Origin of the sequence: Cobetia sp. 10Alg 146, from assembly GCF_029846385.1 — a bacterium.
Classification (GTDB): Bacteria; Pseudomonadota; Gammaproteobacteria; order Pseudomonadales; family Halomonadaceae; genus Cobetia; species Cobetia marina.
The window spans coordinates 24,979-44,875 of sequence record NZ_JARWKT010000012.1; the positions used below are offsets into that span (position 1 = coordinate 24,979).

At 63.0% G+C, this 19,897-nt stretch carries 13 protein-coding genes; 10 read left to right on the forward strand and 3 right to left on the reverse strand.

Features of this window, described 5'->3' with window-relative positions:
• The first annotated feature begins 222 nt into the window (after positions 1-222).
• The 3 genes from tsaB (at position 223) to QD172_RS16515 (ending at position 2,936) form a co-directional block, all read left to right on the forward strand.
• Positions 223-918, forward strand: coding sequence for a tRNA (adenosine(37)-N6)-threonylcarbamoyltransferase complex dimerization subunit type 1 TsaB (gene tsaB / locus QD172_RS16505; protein WP_077380140.1), 696 nt, complete (start codon positions 223-225; stop codon positions 916-918).
• 207 nt (positions 919-1,125) lie between these two features.
• Positions 1,126-1,941: an undecaprenyl-diphosphate phosphatase gene (locus QD172_RS16510; protein ID WP_077380138.1), complete on the forward strand. Its 816-nt coding sequence runs from the start codon at positions 1,126-1,128 to the stop codon at positions 1,939-1,941.
• A 251-nt stretch (positions 1,942-2,192) separates the two neighbouring features.
• Positions 2,193-2,936: a class I SAM-dependent methyltransferase gene (locus QD172_RS16515; RefSeq protein ID WP_279856329.1), complete on the forward strand. Its 744-nt coding sequence runs from the start codon at positions 2,193-2,195 to the stop codon at positions 2,934-2,936.
• Between the two features lie 121 nt (positions 2,937-3,057).
• Here QD172_RS16515 and plsB read toward each other — a convergent pair whose 3' ends face one another.
• Positions 3,058-5,580 carry a glycerol-3-phosphate 1-O-acyltransferase PlsB gene (gene plsB, locus QD172_RS16520; protein ID WP_141392096.1) on the reverse strand — a complete coding sequence of 841 codons (2,523 nt, stop codon included), beginning with the start codon at positions 5,578-5,580 and terminating at the stop codon, positions 3,058-3,060.
• 212 nt (positions 5,581-5,792) lie between these two features.
• Between plsB and QD172_RS16525 the strand changes: the two genes are divergently transcribed.
• Entirely contained in the window at positions 5,793-6,917 is a 1,125-nt protein-coding gene (locus tag QD172_RS16525) for a phosphatidylserine/phosphatidylglycerophosphate/cardiolipin synthase family protein (RefSeq protein WP_084207890.1), read from the forward strand.
• Between the two features lie 116 nt (positions 6,918-7,033).
• On the opposite strand, the gene QD172_RS16530 is transcribed toward QD172_RS16525, so the two are convergent.
• Positions 7,034-7,765 carry a YecA family protein gene (locus QD172_RS16530; protein ID WP_077380132.1) on the reverse strand — a complete coding sequence of 244 codons (732 nt, stop codon included), beginning with the start codon at positions 7,763-7,765 and terminating at the stop codon, positions 7,034-7,036.
• A 181-nt stretch (positions 7,766-7,946) separates the two neighbouring features.
• Between QD172_RS16530 and QD172_RS16535 the strand changes: the two genes are divergently transcribed.
• From QD172_RS16535 to QD172_RS16550, 4 genes are all read left to right on the forward strand, one after another.
• Complete coding sequence (locus QD172_RS16535) at positions 7,947-8,597, forward strand: SprT-like domain-containing protein (protein WP_279856309.1); 651 nt, start codon at positions 7,947-7,949, stop codon at positions 8,595-8,597.
• A gap of 294 nt (positions 8,598-8,891) precedes the next feature.
• Positions 8,892-10,838, forward strand: coding sequence for an acetate--CoA ligase (acs, locus tag QD172_RS16540; protein ID WP_279856310.1), 1,947 nt, complete (start codon positions 8,892-8,894; stop codon positions 10,836-10,838).
• A gap of 291 nt (positions 10,839-11,129) precedes the next feature.
• Positions 11,130-12,092: a DMT family transporter gene (locus QD172_RS16545; protein WP_279856311.1), complete on the forward strand. Its 963-nt coding sequence runs from the start codon at positions 11,130-11,132 to the stop codon at positions 12,090-12,092.
• Between the two features lie 228 nt (positions 12,093-12,320).
• A complete protein-coding gene (locus QD172_RS16550) occupies positions 12,321-12,983 on the forward strand; it encodes a response regulator transcription factor (protein ID WP_077380128.1) in 663 nt (220 codons plus the stop codon).
• Positions 12,984-13,131: 148 nt separating this feature from the next.
• Here the strand turns inward: QD172_RS16550 and QD172_RS16555 are convergent, their stop codons facing one another.
• The gene (locus QD172_RS16555; RefSeq protein WP_141392099.1) at positions 13,132-17,130 is read right to left on the reverse strand and encodes a NahK/ErcS family hybrid sensor histidine kinase/response regulator; all 3,999 of its coding nucleotides are present in this window, start codon (positions 17,128-17,130) and stop codon (positions 13,132-13,134) included.
• Between the two features lie 550 nt (positions 17,131-17,680).
• On the opposite strand from QD172_RS16555, the gene QD172_RS16560 reads away from it, so the two are divergent.
• Positions 17,681-17,938, forward strand: a complete 258-nt coding sequence (locus QD172_RS16560) for a DUF4212 domain-containing protein (protein WP_077380124.1) — start codon at positions 17,681-17,683, stop codon at positions 17,936-17,938.
• A gap of 129 nt (positions 17,939-18,067) precedes the next feature.
• A complete protein-coding gene (locus QD172_RS16565; RefSeq protein ID WP_077380122.1) occupies positions 18,068-19,870 on the forward strand; it encodes a sodium:solute symporter family protein in 1,803 nt (600 codons plus the stop codon).
• The last annotated feature ends 27 nt before the right edge of the window (positions 19,871-19,897 follow it).

Consider the following 19,897-nt stretch of genomic DNA (forward strand, 5'->3'; position numbering starts at 1 on the left):
TATCAAGCGCCTTGAAAACGCCCGCAGGCTTTGTCTGCGGGCGTTTTCTTTGGTCGCGAAAGCGAAATGGCGTGTTGCGACAGACCCCTTCTGCAGCGCAGGTTCGCGGCCTGTGGCACGACTGACGCACAGCGCCGACACCTGCCGTGGACACCCTGCGTCTTTTGCTGCTAGCGGGGGACGGGTAGAATCGCGTCACATTTTTCTGATGATGAACCGCCCATGACCACGCTTCTGGCCATTGATGCATCCTCCTCCGCCTGTTCCGTTGCCCTGTGGCAGGACGGCGTTGTTACTGCCGAGCGCTGTGAAGCTCCCCGTCAGCATACCCAGCTGATGATGCCGATGATCGAGACGCTGCTGGCAGATGCCCAGCTGACGTTGAAGGATCTGGACGCGCTGGCCTATGGCCACGGCCCGGGTTCCTTCACGGGACTGCGCATCGCGGCTGGCACCATCCAGGGACTGGCCTTCGGGCTTGAGGTGCCGGTGATCGGTGTCTCGACCCTGGCGGCGCTGGCGCTGCAGGCCCATCGCCATCACCACGCCCGTTTCGTGTTGCCGATGCTGGATGCCCGCATGGGCGAGCTTTATACCGGCGCCTATCGTGTGGCGACCTCCGCCGAAGGTGAGGTCGAGGTCAGCCAGCTGCTGCCCGAGCAGGTCGTGGCGCCGGGACTCGTGGAGTTGCCCCAGGAGCTTCGTGAGCACGACTGGCTGGCCATCGGTTCCGGGCTGGTCATGCACGATGCGCTGCCGGAAGCCTTGCGCGCCAGCATCGTGCAGCGCCTGGAGGCACCGCAGCCGGATGCCGAGGACATGGTCATCCTGGCGGCGCAGGCCTTTGCGCGCGGCGAGGCAGTCGCTGCCGTCGAGGCGCAGCCTGTCTATCTGCGCAACGAGGTGGCATGGCGCTGATGGCGCCAGGGATCGCCATCCTCTCGCGTCAGTCAGGTGGTCTGCCAAGGCTGCCGTAAGGTTTCAGCATCACACTGCGGCCCCTGATGTCGGTCGCGCATCGGCTGACAGGGAACCGTTCTGTCATCACCGCACCTCGCAGTGCCACAGGCGATGTCTGTCGTCCGTGTGGGCCATTGAGGCCCGTTACTCTTAAAAGGATGTTTCATGGAACTCATGCACGTGGTGGCGTTGGCCGTCATTCAAGGTCTGACCGAATTTCTGCCGATTTCCTCCTCCGCTCACCTGATCCTGCCCTCCCAGGTGCTTGGCTGGCCGGACCAGGGACTGGCCTTCGATGTCGCGGTCCATGTCGGCACTCTGCTGGCCGTGGTGATGGCCTTTCGCAAGGATGTCGTCAATATCCTCGCTGGCTGGTTCGGACAGTTCAGCGGTTCAGGCGGGCTTGCGGCGCGTCAGACCGACGACAGCCGTCTGGGCTGGGCGGTATTGCTGGCGACGCTGCCGGCCGTCGTCTTCGGTGGCCTGTTGGGCGATGTGGTGGAAACGGCCGGGCGTTCGACTGCCGTGATCGGTACGACCACCATCGTCTTCGGTCTGCTGCTGTGGTGGGCGGATGCCAAGGGCACGCGCACGCGGGATCTGGCGACGCTCACGCTCAAGGGGGCGTTGATCATCGGTCTGTTCCAGGCATTGGCACTGATTCCGGGCACCTCGCGCTCGGGCATCACCATCACTGCCGCGCTGCTGCTGGGCTTCGAGCGTCAGAGTGCGGCGCGCTTCTCCTTCCTGCTGTCGATTCCGCTGATTCTCGCGGCGGGCTCACTCAAGGGGCTGGAGCTGATCGAGACCGGCAGTGAAGCCCAGCTGTTCGATGTCGGACTGGGTGTGGTGCTGTCCTTCGTCTCGGCGCTGGTGTGCATCAAGCTGTTCCTCAAGGCCATCGACAGCATCGGCATGTTGCCCTTCGTCATCTACCGTCTGCTGCTGGGCGTGCTGCTGTTCGGCATGCTGTTGCTGTAAGTCGCTCACGGCAAGTTCAGTCTTTCTCCGACGGCGTCGCTCTTGCGGCGCCGTCGGCGTTTCTGTCAGCCTTGCTTGCGCTTATCATGTCGCCTTTGTGCTGGTCTTTCGCGAGTCCCAGTGTCTCTTCATTTCTATAGAGCCCGTTCATGCTGCCATCCGATCCCCTCGCTCCTTCCTCTGACGCCGCTGCCGCGACCCCCGTGATCGCCATCGCTCGTTCGCAGCTGACGGTGCATCCGGAGCTCGCCATGCTGGCGGCGCACTTCGGGATCGCCATCCGGGACGATGATGCGTTGCCGGCTCTGCGGCTCGAGGTGGCGCAGGACGAGCAGGGCATACCGCGGGTCGTGATCGCCGGTGACGAGCGCGAGTACGGCAAACCGCTGCATGTGGATTTCGTCGCTGGTCGGGCGGACCACCGCCGGCGTTTCGGCGGGGGACGCAATCAGCTGATCGCGCGGGCCTGTGGCCTGAATCGCGGCGTGCTGCCAAGCATCGTCGATGCCACCGCCGGGCTGGGGCGCGATGCCTTCGTGCTGGCCAGTCTCGGATCGCCGGTGCTGATGATCGAGCGTGTCGCCGCGACGGCGGCGATCCTGGTCGATGGCCTGACCCGCGCGCAGGGCTGTGCAGACGATGAAATACGCGAGATCGCGCTACGCATGCAGGCGCTGCAGGGGGATGCCTCGCGTGATCTGGGAGAGCTCGTCGCGCTGTGGGATCAGCCGCCGCAGGTGGTGCATCTGGATCCGATGTACCCGCACCGTGACAAGTCCGCGCTGGTGAAGAAGGAGATGCGGCTCTTCCGTGCCCTGGCGGGGAATGACGCGGATGCGCCGGCCTTGCTGGATTCGGCACTGGAGGTCGCGACCCATCGGGTGGTGGTCAAGCGTCCGCGCAAGGCTGAGCCGATCGGCGGCATCGCGCCGAGTCATGTGGTGGAGGAGAAGACCAGCCGCTACGACGTCTACGTCAAGCAGGCGCTGCGCTAGCCGCGAAGGCCGGGTGATGCACCCTGACGTGCATGACCGCTCTGAAGATGACAGGACCCCGCTCGCGTCTGCCGCGAGCGGGGTCCTGTCGTTCATGCGAAGGGATGGCGTGGCACCGTTGTCAGCGTGGCTCGTCAGCCGAGTCAGCATTGTCCTCTGGCGTGTCCGGCGTATCGCGCAGGCGCACATGCTGCAAGCGATGGCGCAATGCCGGGTCGAACAGGTCGCGCCCACGGGTCTGCAGGTCTTCCAGCGCTTCGCCGAAGCACAGACGGTTGTCGTCCAGCCAGATGAAGTCCAGCTCCAGCAGGGTATCCAGCAGGCCACGGAACAGTCGCTTGTCGAAGAACTCGGGCGCGTTGAGGCCCGAGAGCAGCGTCAGCCGCTCTGCCAGCGCGCCGGAGTGGGTCTCGAGGGCTTCGCGATCCAGCGTGCCGCTGCCGTGTTGCAGCAAGGCCGCGATCAGTAGGTAGCCGCGCTCCAGCGTCGGCTGGACCGGCTGGGCCAGCAGCCGCAGCTGCTCGGAGGATTCCTGGCTTGCGACCGGACGCGACCAGCGTTCGGGCGTGTTCTCGGTTGCCGGCTGGTGCTCCAGCAGGCCCTCGTCGCTGAGCAGCGCGAGGGTGGCGGCGATATCGCCTTTCAGCTCCGGGGCTTCCGGCACGAACAGTTCACGTACCAGCACGGGCCAGGCCGGGCTGATCTGCTCATCCAGCGCCTGCAGGGTGTACTGGGCGGTGTTGCGGAAGGCGAAGGCGATCAGTGCCGGCAGCGCCAGCAGATGCAGGACGTTGTTGCGGTACCAGGTCAGCAGGCTGGCCTGTTCCGGTGTGGCGATCACCAGCTCACCGAGGTGCTGGGGGCGCAGGGTGACCAGCCCCAGATGCGCGCAGTGCGCGATCCATTCTTCCGGCGTGCCTTCGGGCAGGCTGTGGTCCTGCCGGCCAGGCAGCTTGCCGGCCAGCCGCACCAGCATGGCCAGCTGGCGCTGCATCAGGCTGGACTCGATGGCGTGGTGTGCGGTGGAAAGCAGTACCAGCGCCGACAGCGAGACAGGGTTGAGGGCCGCGGCGGCATTGATGCGCGTGGCGATCTCGTTGCCCAGTCGCGGCACGGCACTGGTCAGCCATTCCGGGCGCCGCTGGTGGCGACTGGCCTGCCACTCGGGAGTGGTCTCGTCCAGCCAGGCTCCCAGCTTGAGCGGCTCGCCAATGTTGAGATAGACCTTGCCGAAGGGCTGCTTGAGCTGCCCCAGCACGCGAATCAGATCCAGCGGCGACTCCTTCTTCTTGCTGGCGCCCGACAGTTCACGCTGATAGCTGAGGCTCTCGAAGACCTTCTCGTAGCCGATGTAGACCGGGACGAAGGCGACCTCGCGGCGCGTGTCACGCAGGAAGGAACGCAGCGTCATCGCCAGCATGCCCGGACGTGGCGGCAACATGCGTCCCGTGCGTGAGCGTCCACCCTCGATGAAGTATTCCACCGGGTGCCCGCGGGTGATCAGCTGGTGGACATATTCATCGAAGACCGCGCCATAGAGGCGATTGTCACGGAAGCTGCGGCGCAGGAAGAAGGCGCCGCCACGCCGGAGGATCGGGCCGATCACCGGCATGTCGAGATTCTTGCCGGCTGCCACGTGCGGCGTCATCAGCCCTTCGTGAAACAGTACGTAGGACAGCAGCAGATAATCGATATGGCTGCGATGGCAGGGCACATAGATCAGCTCGCAGTCCCCGGCGATCGCCTTGACGCGCGACATGCCGCGGATCTCGATGCCGTCATACAGCTTGTGCCACAAGCGCTTGAGGGCGTGAGCCAGGAAGCGCTGCACGGGATAGCCCATGTTGGAGGCGATCTCGCGGCCGTATCTCAACGCGCGCTTCTCGAGACGCGCGGGACGCTGGTTCTGGTCGCGGGCCAGCTCGCTGATCACGTCCTGTACGGCGGGCGCCTTCTGCAGATTGCGGATCATGGTGTGGCGATGCGAGAGGTCCGGCCCCAGCAGTCGGGTGCGCACGCGACGAAAGTGCACGCGCAGCAGCCGAGCGATGCGCCGGCGCGCCAGCGCCTGATCCTCGGGACCTTCGCGCAGCACCTCGTGGAGCTTGAGCGGCTGGCCGAAGTGCACATCCACCGAGCGACCATGCACGAGGATGGCGATGGCGCGACGCAATACCCCGGTGACACGCCAGCTGTCAGCGGAGATGAACTTCCAGAAGCCGAATTCCTTGCCCGGCGCACGCCCCCAGAACACGCTGACCGGTACCAGCTGGACCTCGACCTCATCCGGGGCGTTCTCCAGTGCCTCGATCAGCTGCGCGAGTCGTCGGGAAAGCAGGCCCTTGCCCTTGCGTGAGTGACGCAGCAGGCGCAACCGCGAGTGACTCAGACGCATGTCGCCTATGCTCAAGGGCAGAGTGGGAGACGGCAGGCCACGCCCCTCGCAAAGCTGCTCGATCACCAGTTCATCGGAGAGCGCCTGATAGGGGAAGACGTAGACCACCGGCAGGTCGGGGTCGAGATTCAGGGCACTGTGGTCCAGCGCGTTGATGTCGGGTTCCACCGCGCGCAGCTCCACCCATTTGTCCAGCAGACGGCGGCTGAGGTTGCGCAGAGGGCGCAATAACAGGGTGACGGGCGACATGGCGGAGCCTCGCAGGTGTACTCGAAAAGTTCGATGGTGAGACGCTGTCACAAGCAGGATCGTTTGCGTTGACTCACAGGATGCGGGAGTGGCGATCCGAGGATATCGACGTTGGGTCGCCGCATGCATGATATTGATCATTATACGCATTCTGTTCGATGACGCCGATATCGGCTGTCATTGCCCAGTGCGGGAGCGACGGGAGGCATGTCATGCTCGGAATGTGGCGTTCAGGCAATCGATTTACCCTGCTGCCGGAGGGGGCGCGCTTTCTGCCCAGCATGCTGGAGGCGGTGGAAGGCGCACGTCACTCGATACTGCTCGAACTGTATCTGGCCGAAAGCGGTCACCTCAGTCGGGTCCTGATCGAGGCTTTGAGCGCTGCGTGCCAGCGTGGCGTCAATGTACTGGTGCTGCTGGATGGTTTCGGCTCGCTGGGGCTCGAGGAGGCGGATCGCCAGCGCATGACCGAGGCCGGCATCGCCCTGCGCTTCTACAACCCGATTCGCTGGTGGCGGTTCGGTCGCAACCTGACGCGGGATCACCGCAAGCTGCTGGTCGTGGATGGCGAGGTGGGCTTCACCGGTGGTTTCGGCGCGGTCGATGAGTTTGCCGAGGCCTGGTCAGAAGTGGCGATACGCATCGAGGGGCCCTGTATCCGTGACTGGGTCAGGCTGTTCGCGCGGGTCTGGGATTCCGCTGCCAGCGAGGGGCAGGGGCGTCGTGAGGCCGTGCGCAGCGTCAACATCAATGCGGTCAACGTCGTCACGGGATATCTGGGGATGCGCGGGCGTGTCGTCTGGGGCCATGGATTTCGTTATCAGGCGATTCGCCACTCGCTCCAGCATCAGGCCAGCAGCACCCGCAAGCGGCTGTGGATCTGCACGCCTTACTTCGTGCCGACCTTCAGCATGCGTCGACGCCTCAAGCGGGCGGCTCGGCGCGGCGTCGATGTGCAGCTGTTGATCGCGGGACAGCATCACGACCATCCCGGCGTGCGTTCTGCGGGGCAGCGTTTCTATGCGAGTCTCCTCAAGGCGGGCGTGCGGATCCATGAATTCCAGCCGCGCTTTCTGCATGCCAAGTTCTCGTTGGCGGATGACTGGGTCACGCTGGGGTCATGCAACTTCGATCACTGGAGCCTGCAATGGAATCTGGAGGCCAATCAGGAGGTGCAGGACCATCGCTTCGCGGCGGAGGTGGCTGCGCTGTTCGAGCAGCATTTCGCGCGCAGCGTCGAGATCACCCGGGCTGCCTGGCAGCGACGCTCTCTGGCGCAACGCTGTCGCGAGTGGGGCTATGGCACCCTGGATAGCCTGGTGACGCGGCTGCGCTAGCCAGTTCACGGATGTCAGACACTGCTTCGTGAAACGACAACGCCGGACGACCCCAAGGGGCGTCCGGCGTTGTCGTGTCTGGCGCTGCGCGGCGCAAAGAGGGGGATGGCGGGGGCTCAGCGCTTCTTGCCGCCACCCTTGCCAGCAGGCTTCTTCGCGCCGCCCTTGCCACTGCCCTTGCCGCCCGCATGCTTGCCACGCGGAATGCCCGCGGCGCCCGGCGTTGCGGCTCCCTTGCGGCGCGGTGATGGCTTGGGGCTTTCCGGCGGCACGCGATAGAGCAGGTAGAGATCCAGCAGCAGTTCCGGCAGCTGGTTGACGAAGCGCTGGGCACCGACGGGGTCGGCGATCAGCTCGCCGATCTCCGGGTCTTCATCGTCGAATACGCCCGAGATGGCCATGAAGGGCAGCAGCAGCTCGGCCGCGGTCTCTTCCTGGGTCCCGAACCAGGCTTCCTCGTCCATGAAGACACCTTCCATGAAGCCTGCACACCAGTCACCGATCGGCGTCTCGACGGGGTCGAGGCCACCGAGTTCCAGCTCGAACAGCAGCTCAGGCAGGATACCGTGCTCGAGGGCGTCGATGGCATTGGCGCGCATCTGCTCGAACAGTGCGACCACCTGGGCTTCCTGCTCGGGGCTTTCATAGGCTGGCTGCCCCTGGAACAGCTCCGGCAGCCACAGGCTGGAAGGCACTTCGCGTGGTGCGATGGCCAGTGCCAGCATGAAGCCATGCGCGCTGATGATGTCGAGGGCTTCCGGGCCGACCAGGTCGGATTCAAGGAACTCATCGAGGATGTCGAGGGATTCATCATCCAGCAACGGCTGGGTCTGGACAGGCTCGGCCATGGGGAAGGTCTCACATGCGGGATAGAAGTCGGGCAGGGCGTCGCGGCCACTGCGAATGTGGCTAGTGTATCATCTCGTGGCAGGGGTTTTCGTCGCCACGAAAGCCCCTGAATCGTCGAATTCTCCACTTTCTTCAGCGGTTGCCGTTCACCTCGATCGTCTGGCATCAAGGGGTCGTCTCATGTCTTGTTCCCGTGTCGCGCCCGCCGTGGATGGCAGTGTCGTCAGTCGATATCGCTTTCCCGTCGACCATGTGCTGGCGTGTCTCGGTGATGCGGTCGCCGACCCCCTGCCGTTGGCCGATGAGCAGACACTGGATGCCCTCAGCGAGCCGCAACTGCATGCCATGCTGCAATCCCGTGTGCTGGCCTGTCTGGCGCGCGCACGTGCGCACTATCCCGAGATGCGCATGCCCGCCGTGTCCTGTCGTCTCAGGGGACGCACTGCCGGGACAGCCGAACCGGCGCGCCAGCGCCTGCGCTTCAACTGGCAATTGCTGTGCGAGAACCGCCATCACTTCCTGAGCCAGACCGTCCCTCATGAGGTGGCGCACTGGGTGGTGATGGAAGTGGTGGAGCGCGCGCGCGGCCAGCGGGTCAAGCCGCATGGCCCGGAGTGGCAGCAGGTCATGACGAATCTCTATGGTGTCGCACCTGAGGTGACCCACCGCATGGATGTTTCCCGCGCGAGTCCGATGCCCTGGGCCTACGGATGCGATTGCGAGACTCCGCACTATCTGAGTCATCGTCGACATGCCAATGCGCTTCGTGGGCAGCGTTACCGATGCCGGCAGTGCGGGAAAGCGCTCAAGGGGCCATTGAGCGATCCATGATGCCTGTCATCGCCTTCCGTGCAGTCCTGCCTCCCGTTTTCAATGCCGCCGTGGCGCGCTCAGTCCCTCTGGAGTGCGGGTTTTCTGCGGCGAAAGTCGCTGTGACCTTGGTGTTATTTGTTGATAAATAGTTGAAATTATTGGGAAAAAATTGTCTACCAAGGTCTAGTGTGTGGCCCCCCCATGCTTGGGTTTAAGCTGAAACGGACTAGCCATGACTCGTCCGCAGCGTACCCGTGTCGTATGAGGCAGCCCGAGGCGTGTCGCCCGCCAACTTCCAGAGGTCGAACAACAATGAGCGAAGATGCCAAGGTTCACCCGGTCAAGCCTGATGTTGCCGCCCGTGCATGGGTAGATCGTGAGCGCTACCAGGCCATGTATCAGCAGTCTGTCGAGGCACCCGAGGATTTCTGGGCCGGGCAGGCGCAGTCGCTGGACTGGTTCAAGGCGCCCTCGGTAATACGCAGTACCGACTTCGGCCCTGAGAATGTCGATGTGCGCTGGTTCGAGGATGGTCAGCTCAACGTGGCCCACAACTGCCTGGATCGTCATCTCCAGGAGCGTGGCGACCAGGTGGCGATCATCTGGGAAGGGGATGACCCCAGCGAGTCCCAGTCGATCACCTATCGCGAGCTGCATGCGCGCGTCAGCCAGTTCGCCAATGGCCTCAAGGAACTGGGCGTGGGGCGTGGTGACGTGGTCACCCTGTACATGCCGATGATCCCCGAAGCGGCCATGGCGATGCTGGCCTGTACCCGTATCGGTGCGGTGCACTCGGTGGTCTTCGGGGGCTTCTCGCCGGACGCGCTGGCAGGACGGATCGCCGATTCCAGCTCGCGTATCGTGATCACCGCCGATGAATCGCTGCGCGGTGGCAAGCGAGTGCCGCTCAAGGAGAATGTCGACGATGCGCTGGAGCGCGATGGCACCGACTGCGTCGACCACGTGCTGGTGGTGCGGCGTACCGGGGGTGACGTGCACTGGGGGAGTCGTGATCTGTGGTTCCACGAGCTGGTCGACCGTCAGTCCAGCGACTGCCCGGCAGAAGCGATGGGCGCGGAAGACCCGCTGTTCATTCTCTACACCTCCGGCTCCACCGGCACGCCCAAGGGGCTGAAGCACACCACGGGCGGCTATCTGCTCTATGCGGCCATGACCCATCGTTACGTCTTCGACTACCACGATGGCGACATCTACTGGTGCACGGCGGATGTCGGCTGGGTGACAGGGCACAGCTACATCGTCTATGGACCGCTGGCCAACGGCGCGACCACGCTGATGTTCGAGGGGGTGCCCAGCTATCCGACTCACGGGCGCATGGGGGAGATCGTCGACAAGCATCAGGTCAATATTCTCTACACGGCCCCGACTGCCGTGCGCGCGCTGATGGCACACGGCGATGGCGTGATGGACTCCAGTTCCCGCGACAGCCTGCGCCTGCTCGGCTCGGTGGGTGAGCCGATCAATCCTGAGGCATGGGAGTGGTTCCACCGCGTGATCGGCAAGGGCAACTGCCCGCTGGTGGATACCTGGTGGCAGACCGAGACCGGCGGCATCATGATCGCGCCGCTGCCGGGTGCCACGGATCTCAAGCCGGGTTCCGCCACCTTGCCGTTCTTCGGCGTGCAGCCGGCGCTGGTCGACAACGAGGGCAACATTCTCGAGGGAGCCACCGAAGGCAATCTGGTGATTCTCGACAGCTGGCCCGGGCAGGCGCGCTCCATCTGGGGCAACCATGAGCGTTACGTGCAGACCTATTTCTCCACCTATGCCGGCATGTACTTCACCGGCGATGGCTGCCGCCGTGACGAGGATGGGTATTACTGGATCACCGGACGCGTCGACGACGTGCTCAACGTTTCCGGGCACCGCATGGGCACGGCCGAGATCGAGTCATCGCTGGTCGCGCATGAGGCGGTCGCCGAAGCCGCGGTGGTCGGTTATCCCCACGACATCAAGGGGCAGGGGATCTACATCTACGTGACGCTCAATGATGGCATCGAGCCAAGCGATGAGCTCAAGAAGACCCTGACCCAGTGGGTGCGCAAGGACATCGGGCCGATCGCGTCACCTGATGTCATCCAGTGGGCACCGGGACTGCCCAAGACGCGTTCCGGCAAGATCATGCGGCGTATCCTGCGCAAGATCGCCGCCAACGAGACCGACGGTCTTGGGGATACCTCGACGCTGGCGGACCCGACGGTGGTGGATGATCTGATCGAGCATCGCGCCAACCGCTGAACTCGTCGGATGGCGGCCATGCAGGCCTGACGAGACACGTCGCGACAGCGAAGCGCGGGAGCCTGGCTCCCGCGCTTTTTTCGTGTGCGTCCGGGTCATGCGCTCCTGTTTCGTGGGTGCCTGTTTCGTGAGTGTCTGTCTCGTGCACATTCTGGCCGTGTCTGAAGCAGGAAAGGTTGGCCATCGATGAGCGGCTGACTTGATAATGATGCGACAACCCGCATGCGACAGGTGGGCCTGATGGCCTCCCTGAGCATTTCCTCATTCACTTCATGATCAAGGCAGCCCCCCATGTCAGCAGGCAAGTCGGATGCATCCTGCGCCACGTCTCAGCCCGCCACTTCCTCACAGGTTTCATCATCGTCATCCACCGAGGGCGAGAACAGTCCACGCGCTGTCGTGCTGATGTGCCTGTCGGCGATCTCCTTCGCGTTGATGGGGGCGATGGTCAAGTTGAGCGGTGACTTGCCGCTGTTCGAGAAGGTCTTCGTGCGCAACCTCGTAAGCCTGGTGGTTGCCGTCGTGATGGTACGCATGGCGGGCGCTCGTCTGCTGGGACACTGGCACCATCAGCCGTTGCTGCTGGCGCGCTCGCTGATCGGGCTTGGCGGCGTGATGAGCTTTTTCTACGCCATCGATCACCTGCTGCTTGCGGATGCGACTATCCTAAACAAGCTGTCGCCGTTTTTCGTGATGCTGTTTGCCGGCATGTTTCTGGCAGAGCGCCTGGGCGGCTGGCGGCTGGTAGGCATGCTGATTGCCTTCGTGGGGGCGACTCTGGTCATCAAGCCGCAGCTGGCGTTCGCCGAGGGAGGTGTGGAGGCACTGTTTCCGGCGCTGGTCGGATTGGGCTCGGCCATGTTGGCCGGCGCTGCCTACACGCTGATTCGGGCGCTGCGAGGGCGTGAGGCTTCCGCGACAATCGTGTTACATTTCTCGCTGGTCTCCAGCATCGTCACCCTGGTGCCGATGCTGATGAATCCGGTGATGCCCAGTGCGCCACAGGCACTGGCCCTGTTGGGGATCGGGGTCTTCGCGGCCGGTGGCCAGATCCTGATGACCACGGCCTATCGGCTGGCGCCCGCGGGGGAAGTGTCGATCTATTCCTATCTCACCATCGTGTTCTCCGCATTGGCCGGCTGGGCGATCTGGGGGGAAGTGCCGGACGCTGCCAGCCTCATGGGTTTCCTGCTGATTGCCGGTGTGGCACTGGTCGGTTGGCATGCGAGTCGCGTTGCGGTTAGGGTGGTCTGACTCTCCATCCGCAGGATGCTGTCAGAATTCACTTGTGCATTGTCCACTCATCATTGGGCAATCCGTGCGATACTCGTGTTCCCCGAGCGAAACATCAGTATGTCTCCCGATGGTGGGCTGCTTTGTTAAACGCGCGTTCCATGGGGTAACATGCCAGAAAATAACGGCGATCATTGACCGGCCAGGAAGGTCGGTGATGATCACCATCGGGGTTTTGGAGGAGACTCAATGGCCTTTGCCCAGAAGTTCATCGTTGCAGACGATCATCCGCTCTTTCGTGCCGCACTGACGCAGGCACTCAGGCAAGTGGCCTCACAGGCAGAGATTGTCGAAGCCGACAGCATGGACGCGACCAACGATATCGTTGCCCGCCACCCCGATGCTGATCTGATCCTGCTGGACCTGCACATGCCGGGAGCCCATGGCTTCTCAGGCCTGATCCAGCTGCGTGGTCAGACGCCGGATATCCCGGTCGCCGTCGTATCCGGTAGCGAGGAGCCCTACGTGGTGCGCCGCGCCATCGACTATGGCGCTTCCGGTTTCATCCCCAAGTCCGCAAGTCTGGATGTGATCGCCGAGGCGATCGGCGAGATTCTCGAAGGCGAAGTCTGGCTGCCGACGGACATCGCCGAAGCCATGGGCGAGTCCAGCGAAGATGAGTCCCGCTTTGCCGAAGCGATCGCCTCGCTGACGCCGCAGCAGTTCCGCGTGCTCAACATGCTGACGGAAGGCCTGCTCAACAAGCAGATCGCCTATGAGCTGAATGTGTCCGAGGCCACCATCAAGGCGCACGTGACCGCCATTCTGCGCAAGCTTGGCGTGCATTCCCGCACCCAGGCCGTCATCGCGGCGCAGCGTCTGGAAGTCGAGCCGCCGAAGGTTCGCTCCTGAAGTCGCTGTGATTGACGGGATGATGCATCCCGTTCGATGAGCATGATCCTGCTTCGGAAAGACAAAAGCCCGCCCTGTCACTGACAGGGCGGGCTTTTTGCGGATACAGCGCCTGCTCGTTCACAGGCGCTGCGCGATTCACCCGCGATCAGCCATCGCCGTTCTCCGGGGCTCCGCCTGTCTCATCCGAGGTACCGCTGGCATGCTTCTCGGCACGATTGGCCTGCAGGGTACGCGTCAGCAGTGCGCGCAGCGCCGCCGGACGCACCGGCTTGAGCAGCAGGTGATAGCCGGCACGGCGTACCTCCTCGGCGACTTCGTCAGTGCGATCCGCGGTGATGACGATGCCGGGCACGGAGCCTGCCAGGCGTTCATCCAGAGCATCCAGCGCCATCAGACCGGTCACTTCATTGTCGAGGTGATAATCGGCGAGGATGGCATCCGGATCACCATCCAGATTGCGAATCACGGATTTGGCACCACCGATGGACGTGGCGGTGAAGACTTCGCAGCCCCAGCCGGACAGCATCGCCTTCATGCCTTCCAGAATCAGGCTCTCGTTGTCGATGCACAGCACGCGGGTGCCGGTCAGCTTGTTGCCGGCGCGCTTGCGGGCCGGGACGGCATCCGGCTGTTCAGCGGCCGGCAGTGTCTTGCTGATCGGGACGCTGACCGCGAAGACCGTCCCCACACCGACCCAGCTGCGCACCGTGATCGGGTGATCGAGCACGCGACTCATGCGCTCGGCGATCGACAGGCCCAGCCCCAGCCCCTTCTCGCTCTCCTTGTGACGCTCGCTCTGATCGAGACGCCGGAATTCCTGGAAGATCTCGGTCAGCTTGGACTCGGGGATGCCGGGGCCGGTGTCCCAGACTTCGATGCGAATGCGATCCCCCAGGCGGCGACAGCCCAGCAGTACGTGGCCCTGACGGGTGTAACGCACGGCGTTGGACAGGAAGTTCTGCACAATGCGCCGCAGCATCTGGCCGTCAGAATCCACCGCCAGCTGGGTCATCACCACCTTCAGGTCCAGCCCTCGGTCTTCCGCCATCACCTCGAACTCGGCCTTCAGCGGCTTGAGAATATCCGACAGGCGGAACACGCTGCGACGTGGTGCCAGCGCGCCGGCATCGAGCTTGGAGATGTCGAGCAGGGTGCTGAGCAGCTCCTCGGCGGCCTGCAGCGAGTTGTCGATGTGATTGGTGGTGGTCTTCATCTCGCCTTCCACCTGCTGGGCGAGAGCGGAGGTGAACAGGCGCGCGGCATTCAGGGGTTGCAGCAGGTCATGACTGGCCGCGGCCAGAAAGCGCGTCTTGGAGGCGTTGGCATCCTCGGCCAGCTGCTTGGCCTGACGCAGTGCCTGCTCGGCTTCCGCACGTACACGGTTCTCGGTACGCAATGCCTCGTTGACCTGTGACAGCTCCTGGGTACGCACGCGAACGCGTTCTTCCAGATTCTCGTTGGTTTCCTTGAGGGCAATCTCGGCCAGGCGGCGTTCGGTGATGTCCTGATAGAGCGCGAAGAAGCCGAGGATGTTGCCCTTGCCGCTGAAGTGGGGCGTATAGGTCACCAGCATGTAACGCACGCCGCCCTCGGGGGCTTCCAGCGAGATCTCGAAGGAGACGCGTTCCCCCGCCAGGGCGCGCGTCATCCAGGGGGCGCGCTGGCGATAGATGTCTTCAGGCATCGCCGCCTCGGCCGGCTCGCCGATGACGGCGGTACGGTCGATGCCCATCACCGCTTCATAGGCGCGGTTGGTGAAGAGGTAACGACACTCCTTGTCGAAGTAGGCGATCAGCGCCGGCACGTTGTCGGTGTAGATGCGGATGTTGTTTTCCGAGCGGATCAACGCCTCTTCGGTGCGCTTCTGCTGGGTGATGTCCTGGTAGGTATAGACGAAGCCGCCGCCGGGCATCGGGTTGCCCTGGATCTCCATCACGGTGCCGTCCTGGCGATAGCGCACGTAGCGATGTGGCTCGCCGTCACGGATGGCGTCCAGCAGCTGATCGACATGCTCTTCCGGGTCGCCCGGACCATATTCACCATTGTGCGCGTTGTAACGGAAGATGCGATCGATCGGGGCGCCGACACGGATCAGGTTGTCAGGGAAGCGGAACATGTCCAGATAGCGCTGATTCCACACCACCAGGCGCATGTGCTGGTCGACCACGCTGATGCCCTGGTGGATGTTCTCGATGGTGGCCTGCAGCAGGGCGCGGTTGAATTCCAGCACCTGTGAGGCTTCATCGACGATGGAGATGACATCCGAGATACCGATGCCGCGTCCCTGCAGGGCGGAGTTGACCACGATCCGCGCCGAGGAGGCACCGAGCACGGAAGCCAGGAAGCGCTCGGTGAACTGGATCAGGTCGATTGACGCGCGCCCGTGGAGTTCCAGCGGCTGGCCGCTGCGGCGTGCGTAATCTTCGAAGGCGCGTTCGACCTGCTCATGGCTCAGGAAGCGCTCACAGAGTACGCGCAGGTCCGAGACGGAGGTAGAGCCGGTCCACGGGCGCGAGACGCTGGTCTGACGCGTCTCGACGCTATCGACGAACAAGGATGCCTGGATGCGCTCGACCACGCGTTGCGGCGTCATCTGCGAGACGAAGATATAGCCGAACAGGTTGAGGCCGAGAGACAGCATCACGCCGTGGGTCAGCGGGTCACTGAAGCGGAAGCCGAACAGGCCATGCGGCGAGAGCCAGTCGATGCCGAGCGGACCGTAATTGACCATGTCGGCGGGCATCAGGCCTGCCTGGGCCAGTGCCGGAACCAGCAGGGTCCAGGCCCAGACGGCGAAGCCGAGGTTGAGGCCGACGATGACCCCCAGGCGATTGCCACGCTTCCAGTAGAGCCCGCCCAGCAGAGAGGGCGCGAACTGGGCCACGGCGGCGAATGACAGCAGCCCGATGGCTGACAGCGTGCTGTATTCGGCGATCAGCAGATAGAAGCCGTAGGCCAGGCCGAGAATCATCACGATGGTCAGGCGGCGGGCCAGCAGCACGATATGACTGTAGTCGCGGGCTTCGGTATCGAACCAGCGCAAACGGAACAGCAGCGGGATGACGATCTCGTTGGAGATCATGATCGAGACCGCGACCGCCGCGACGATGACCATGCCGGTCGCGGCCGAGAAGCCCCCGATGAAGGTCAGCAGGGTCAACCAGGTCTGATCTGCCGCCATCGGCAGTGCCAGCACGAAGCTGTCCGGTGACACCGAGCCATCCGGGAACATCGTCAGGCCGGCGGCGGCGATGGGCAGCACGAAGAAGGAGATGGCGATCAGATAGATCGGGAACAGCCAGCGGGCGCGGCGGGCATCCGAGTGGTGGGTGTTCTCGACCACCGCGACATGGAACTGGCGCGGCAGGCAGAAGATGGCCAGCATCGCCAGCAATGTCTGGGCCCAGAAGCCGGAGCCGAAGGTCTGGTTCTCGAGCTGTTGCTGGAGCTCCAGATAGGTGTCCGCCTTGGTGAAAAGATCCCCCAGGCCATTGAACATGCCCCAGGTGACATAGGCGCCCAGCGTCAAAAAGGCGATCAGCTTGACCAGAGATTCGAAGGCGATGGCCTGCAACAGGCCGACATGGTGCTCGGTGGCATCGGTATGCCGCGTGCCGAACAGGATGGCGAATATCGCCATCACCGCCGCGACATAGAAGGCGGTATCCCCCAGCCAGGCAGTGCGCGTGACGTCACTGGTGTCGGTCAGTACCTGATAGGCACTCGACACCGCCTTCAGCTGCAGGGCGATGTAGGGCAGGGTGCCGACCAGTGCCACCAGCGAGGCAAACACGGCCAGTGACTGCGTCTTGCCGTAACGCGAGGCGATGAAATCGGCGATCGAGGTGATGTTCTGTCGCTTGGCGACGCGAATCATCTTCAAGAGGATCGGCCAGAACAGCAGACAGGTCAGGATCGGCCCGATGAAGATGCTCAGGTAGCTCCAGCCACTGGTCGCGGCCTGGCCGACACTGCCGTAAAAGGTCCAGCTGGTGCAGTAGACCGCAAGCCCCAGACTGTAGACTGCCGGTCGGCGAGTGGCCGACCCGTGCTTCTTGGCGTTGCGATCCCCTCGCCACGCAATCATGAACAGTACCGCGATATAGCCCAGCGCCACTGCGATTAGCCACCACCCCTGGAACATGTTGCTCTCCTCTCTGGAAGCGCCATTCTACGCAGGCCCGGCCATGAGTCCCAAGCCTTGCAGGCCGCTCAGGGCTTCCTCCTGGCCATCAGACGACAAGATGTCTGCTCTCGCTCGTCCGTTCTCACCCGGCCTGAGGTGTCTCCGGCAGAAAATTGCGCCGCTTTCTTTCAGTGACATGACGAAAGAGCGGGGCCGTCTCGCCATCATTGCCGACGCGTCATGAGAGTGTTTCGTTACTCATTTGGCCAATAGACCAAGGGAGTGCGTCTTTAGTTTATCTTTCAAGTATCTGTTATTTAAGGAGTTGATGAGAGGCGTCATGAGGTCTTCAAGCGGATGCTCATGCTCTCGACTAAAGTCAGCCTGCGATGAGCTGGCCCCTTGGCTACTGTCAGAAGCGAGTCGCCAAGTTTCCTGATAAGCAACGCAAGACGCAGGGAATATCACTCACTCCATGAGGACGAATGATTCAGTCAATGGAGACCATTCATCGGTTCATCGCCGATGGGTCTCTCGCCAATCACAATAACAATGCGAGAACTCCGTCATGAAGGAAGAGAATGCCAAGGCGTATTGGGCCGCCAATATCAGACTGATCATGGGGTATCTCGTGATCTGGTTTGTCGTGTCCTATGGATGCGGAATCCTGTTGGTGGATGTCCTCAACAATATCCAGTTCTTCGGTTTCAAACTCGGTTTCTGGTTTGCTCAGCAAGGGGCGATCTATTTCTTCCTCGCGCTGATCATCTTGTACGCCCGTTCGATGAACAAGCTGGATGAACGCTTCGACCTCCACGAGCAATGAGCGGTGTTGAACCGCTTCCGTGGTCAGGTCTGCGATGAATTACAGCGACGGCTCTGCAGGAAAGGAACAGGACTGAGCGTTTCATCTCTCACGACAACAAGATGATCGATATCGCCAAGGACAACGCCAATGGATGTTCAATTACTGACGTACCTTTTCGTGGGCGCCTCGTTCGCGCTCTACATCGGCATTGCGGTGTGGTCGCGTGCCGGCTCTACCAAGGAATTCTACGTGGCGGGCGGAGGGGTCCACCCCATCGCCAACGGGGCCGCCACCGCTGCGGATTGGATGTCTGCCGCCTCCTTCATCTCCATGGCGGGCATCATCGCCTATGTGGGCTATGACGCCTCCGTCTATCTGATGGGCTGGACGGGTGGCTATGTGTTGCTGGCGATGTTGCTGGCACCGTATCTGCGCAAGTTCGGCAAGTTCACGGTGCCGGATTTCGTCGGTGACCGTTATTACTCGAGCGTCGCACGTACCGTGGCGGTGGTCTGTGTCATCTTCATTTCCTTCACCTATGTCGCGGGTCAGATGCGCGGCACCGGCATCGTCTTCGCGCGCTTCCTTGAAGTGGACGTGAACGTCGGTGTCGTCATCGGCATGGCGATCGTCTTCTTCTATGCCGTTCTGGGTGGCATGAAGGGGATCACCTATACCCAGGTGGCGCAGTACTGCGTGTTGATCTTCGCCTTCCTGGTACCGGCCGTCTTCCTGTCGATCATGATGACCGGACACGTGCTGCCTCAGACCGGCTTCGGCGGCACGCTGGTGGATGCACAGGGCAACGATACCGGCGTCTATCTGCTGCAGAAGCTGGATCAGGTCGTGACCGACCTCGGCTTCCGCGAGTACACCGAAGGCTCCAAATCCACCATCGATGTCTTCTTCATCACGGCGGCACTGATGTGCGGGACCGCGGGTCTGCCGCACGTCATCGTGCGCTTCTTCACGGTACCGACCGTCAGGGATGCACGTATCTCCGCTGGCTGGGCGCTGTTCTTCATCGCACTGCTCTACACCACTGCGCCGGCCGTGGGTGCCTTTGCGCGGGTGAACCTGGTCGAGACCGTCAACGAGACAGCCTATGAGGAACTGCCGGGCTGGTTCTACAACTGGGAGAACACCGGTCTGATCGGCTGGGTCGACAAGAATGGCGACGGCATCATCCAGATGCGCGGCGGTGACCCCTTCGCGGGCAAGCCGAGCTATGAAGGCGACGCCGACAGCCAGGCCGCTCGTGGTGAGTATGGTCAGCGTCTGGTGAGCAACACGCCCACCGACAACGAGAGCGAGGTCTACATCGACCGCGACATCATCGTGCTGGCCAACCCGGAAATCGGCAACCTGCCGGCATGGGTCATCGCGCTGGTGGCGGCAGGTGGCGTGGCGGCGGCGCTCTCGACGGCAGCGGGGCTGTTGCTGGTCATCTCCTCGGCCATCTCGCATGACCTGCTCAAGAAGACCTTCAAGCCAGACATCACCGAGAAACAGGAGTTGATGGCAGCTCGCATGGCGGCAGCGGTGGCCATCGTGATCGCCGGTTACTTCGGCATCAATCCGCCAGGCTTCGTGGCGCAGGTGGTGGCCTTTGCCTTCGGTCTCGCGGCCTCGAGCTTCTTCCCGGTCATCCTGCTGGGGATCTTCTCCAAGCGCATGAACAAGGAAGGCGCCATCGCGGGCATGCTGGTCGGGCTGGTGTTCACCTTCAGCTACATCGTCTACTTCAAGTTCATCTCGCCGGAGCTCAACACGGCGGAGTACTGGCTGCTGGGCGTGTCGCCGGAGGGGATCGGCTCGCTGGGCATGGTGCTCAACTTCGTCGTCGCGGTCGTCGTCTGCAAGGTGACACCGCCGCCGCCCGAGCACATCCAGCATATCGTCGAGGACATCCGCGTGCCGCGCGGGGCAGGAACGGCAGTGGATCACTGATCCCTGACGACAGCGCCTGGCCCGCTT

Excerpts from the sequence above, each read along its gene's own strand:
- tsaB (WP_077380140.1), top strand. The coding sequence starts at position 223 with ATGACCACGCTTCTGGCCATTGATGCATCCTCCTCCGCCTGTTCCGTT.
- QD172_RS16510 (WP_077380138.1), top strand. The coding sequence starts at position 1,126 with ATGGAACTCATGCACGTGGTGGCGTTGGCCGTCATTCAAGGTCTGACC.
- QD172_RS16515 (WP_279856329.1), top strand. The coding sequence starts at position 2,193 with ATGCTGGCGGCGCACTTCGGGATCGCCATCCGGGACGATGATGCGTTG.
- plsB (WP_141392096.1), bottom strand. The coding sequence starts at position 5,580 with ATGTCGCCCGTCACCCTGTTATTGCGCCCTCTGCGCAACCTCAGCCGC.
- QD172_RS16525 (WP_084207890.1), top strand. The coding sequence starts at position 5,793 with ATGCTCGGAATGTGGCGTTCAGGCAATCGATTTACCCTGCTGCCGGAG.
- QD172_RS16530 (WP_077380132.1), bottom strand. The coding sequence starts at position 7,765 with ATGGCCGAGCCTGTCCAGACCCAGCCGTTGCTGGATGATGAATCCCTC.
- QD172_RS16535 (WP_279856309.1), top strand. The coding sequence starts at position 7,947 with ATGTCTTGTTCCCGTGTCGCGCCCGCCGTGGATGGCAGTGTCGTCAGT.
- acs (WP_279856310.1), top strand. The coding sequence starts at position 8,892 with ATGAGCGAAGATGCCAAGGTTCACCCGGTCAAGCCTGATGTTGCCGCC.
- QD172_RS16545 (WP_279856311.1), top strand. The coding sequence starts at position 11,130 with ATGTCAGCAGGCAAGTCGGATGCATCCTGCGCCACGTCTCAGCCCGCC.
- QD172_RS16550 (WP_077380128.1), top strand. The coding sequence starts at position 12,321 with ATGGCCTTTGCCCAGAAGTTCATCGTTGCAGACGATCATCCGCTCTTT.
- QD172_RS16555 (WP_141392099.1), bottom strand. The coding sequence starts at position 17,130 with ATGTTCCAGGGGTGGTGGCTAATCGCAGTGGCGCTGGGCTATATCGCG.
- QD172_RS16560 (WP_077380124.1), top strand. The coding sequence starts at position 17,681 with ATGAAGGAAGAGAATGCCAAGGCGTATTGGGCCGCCAATATCAGACTG.
- QD172_RS16565 (WP_077380122.1), top strand. The coding sequence starts at position 18,068 with ATGGATGTTCAATTACTGACGTACCTTTTCGTGGGCGCCTCGTTCGCG.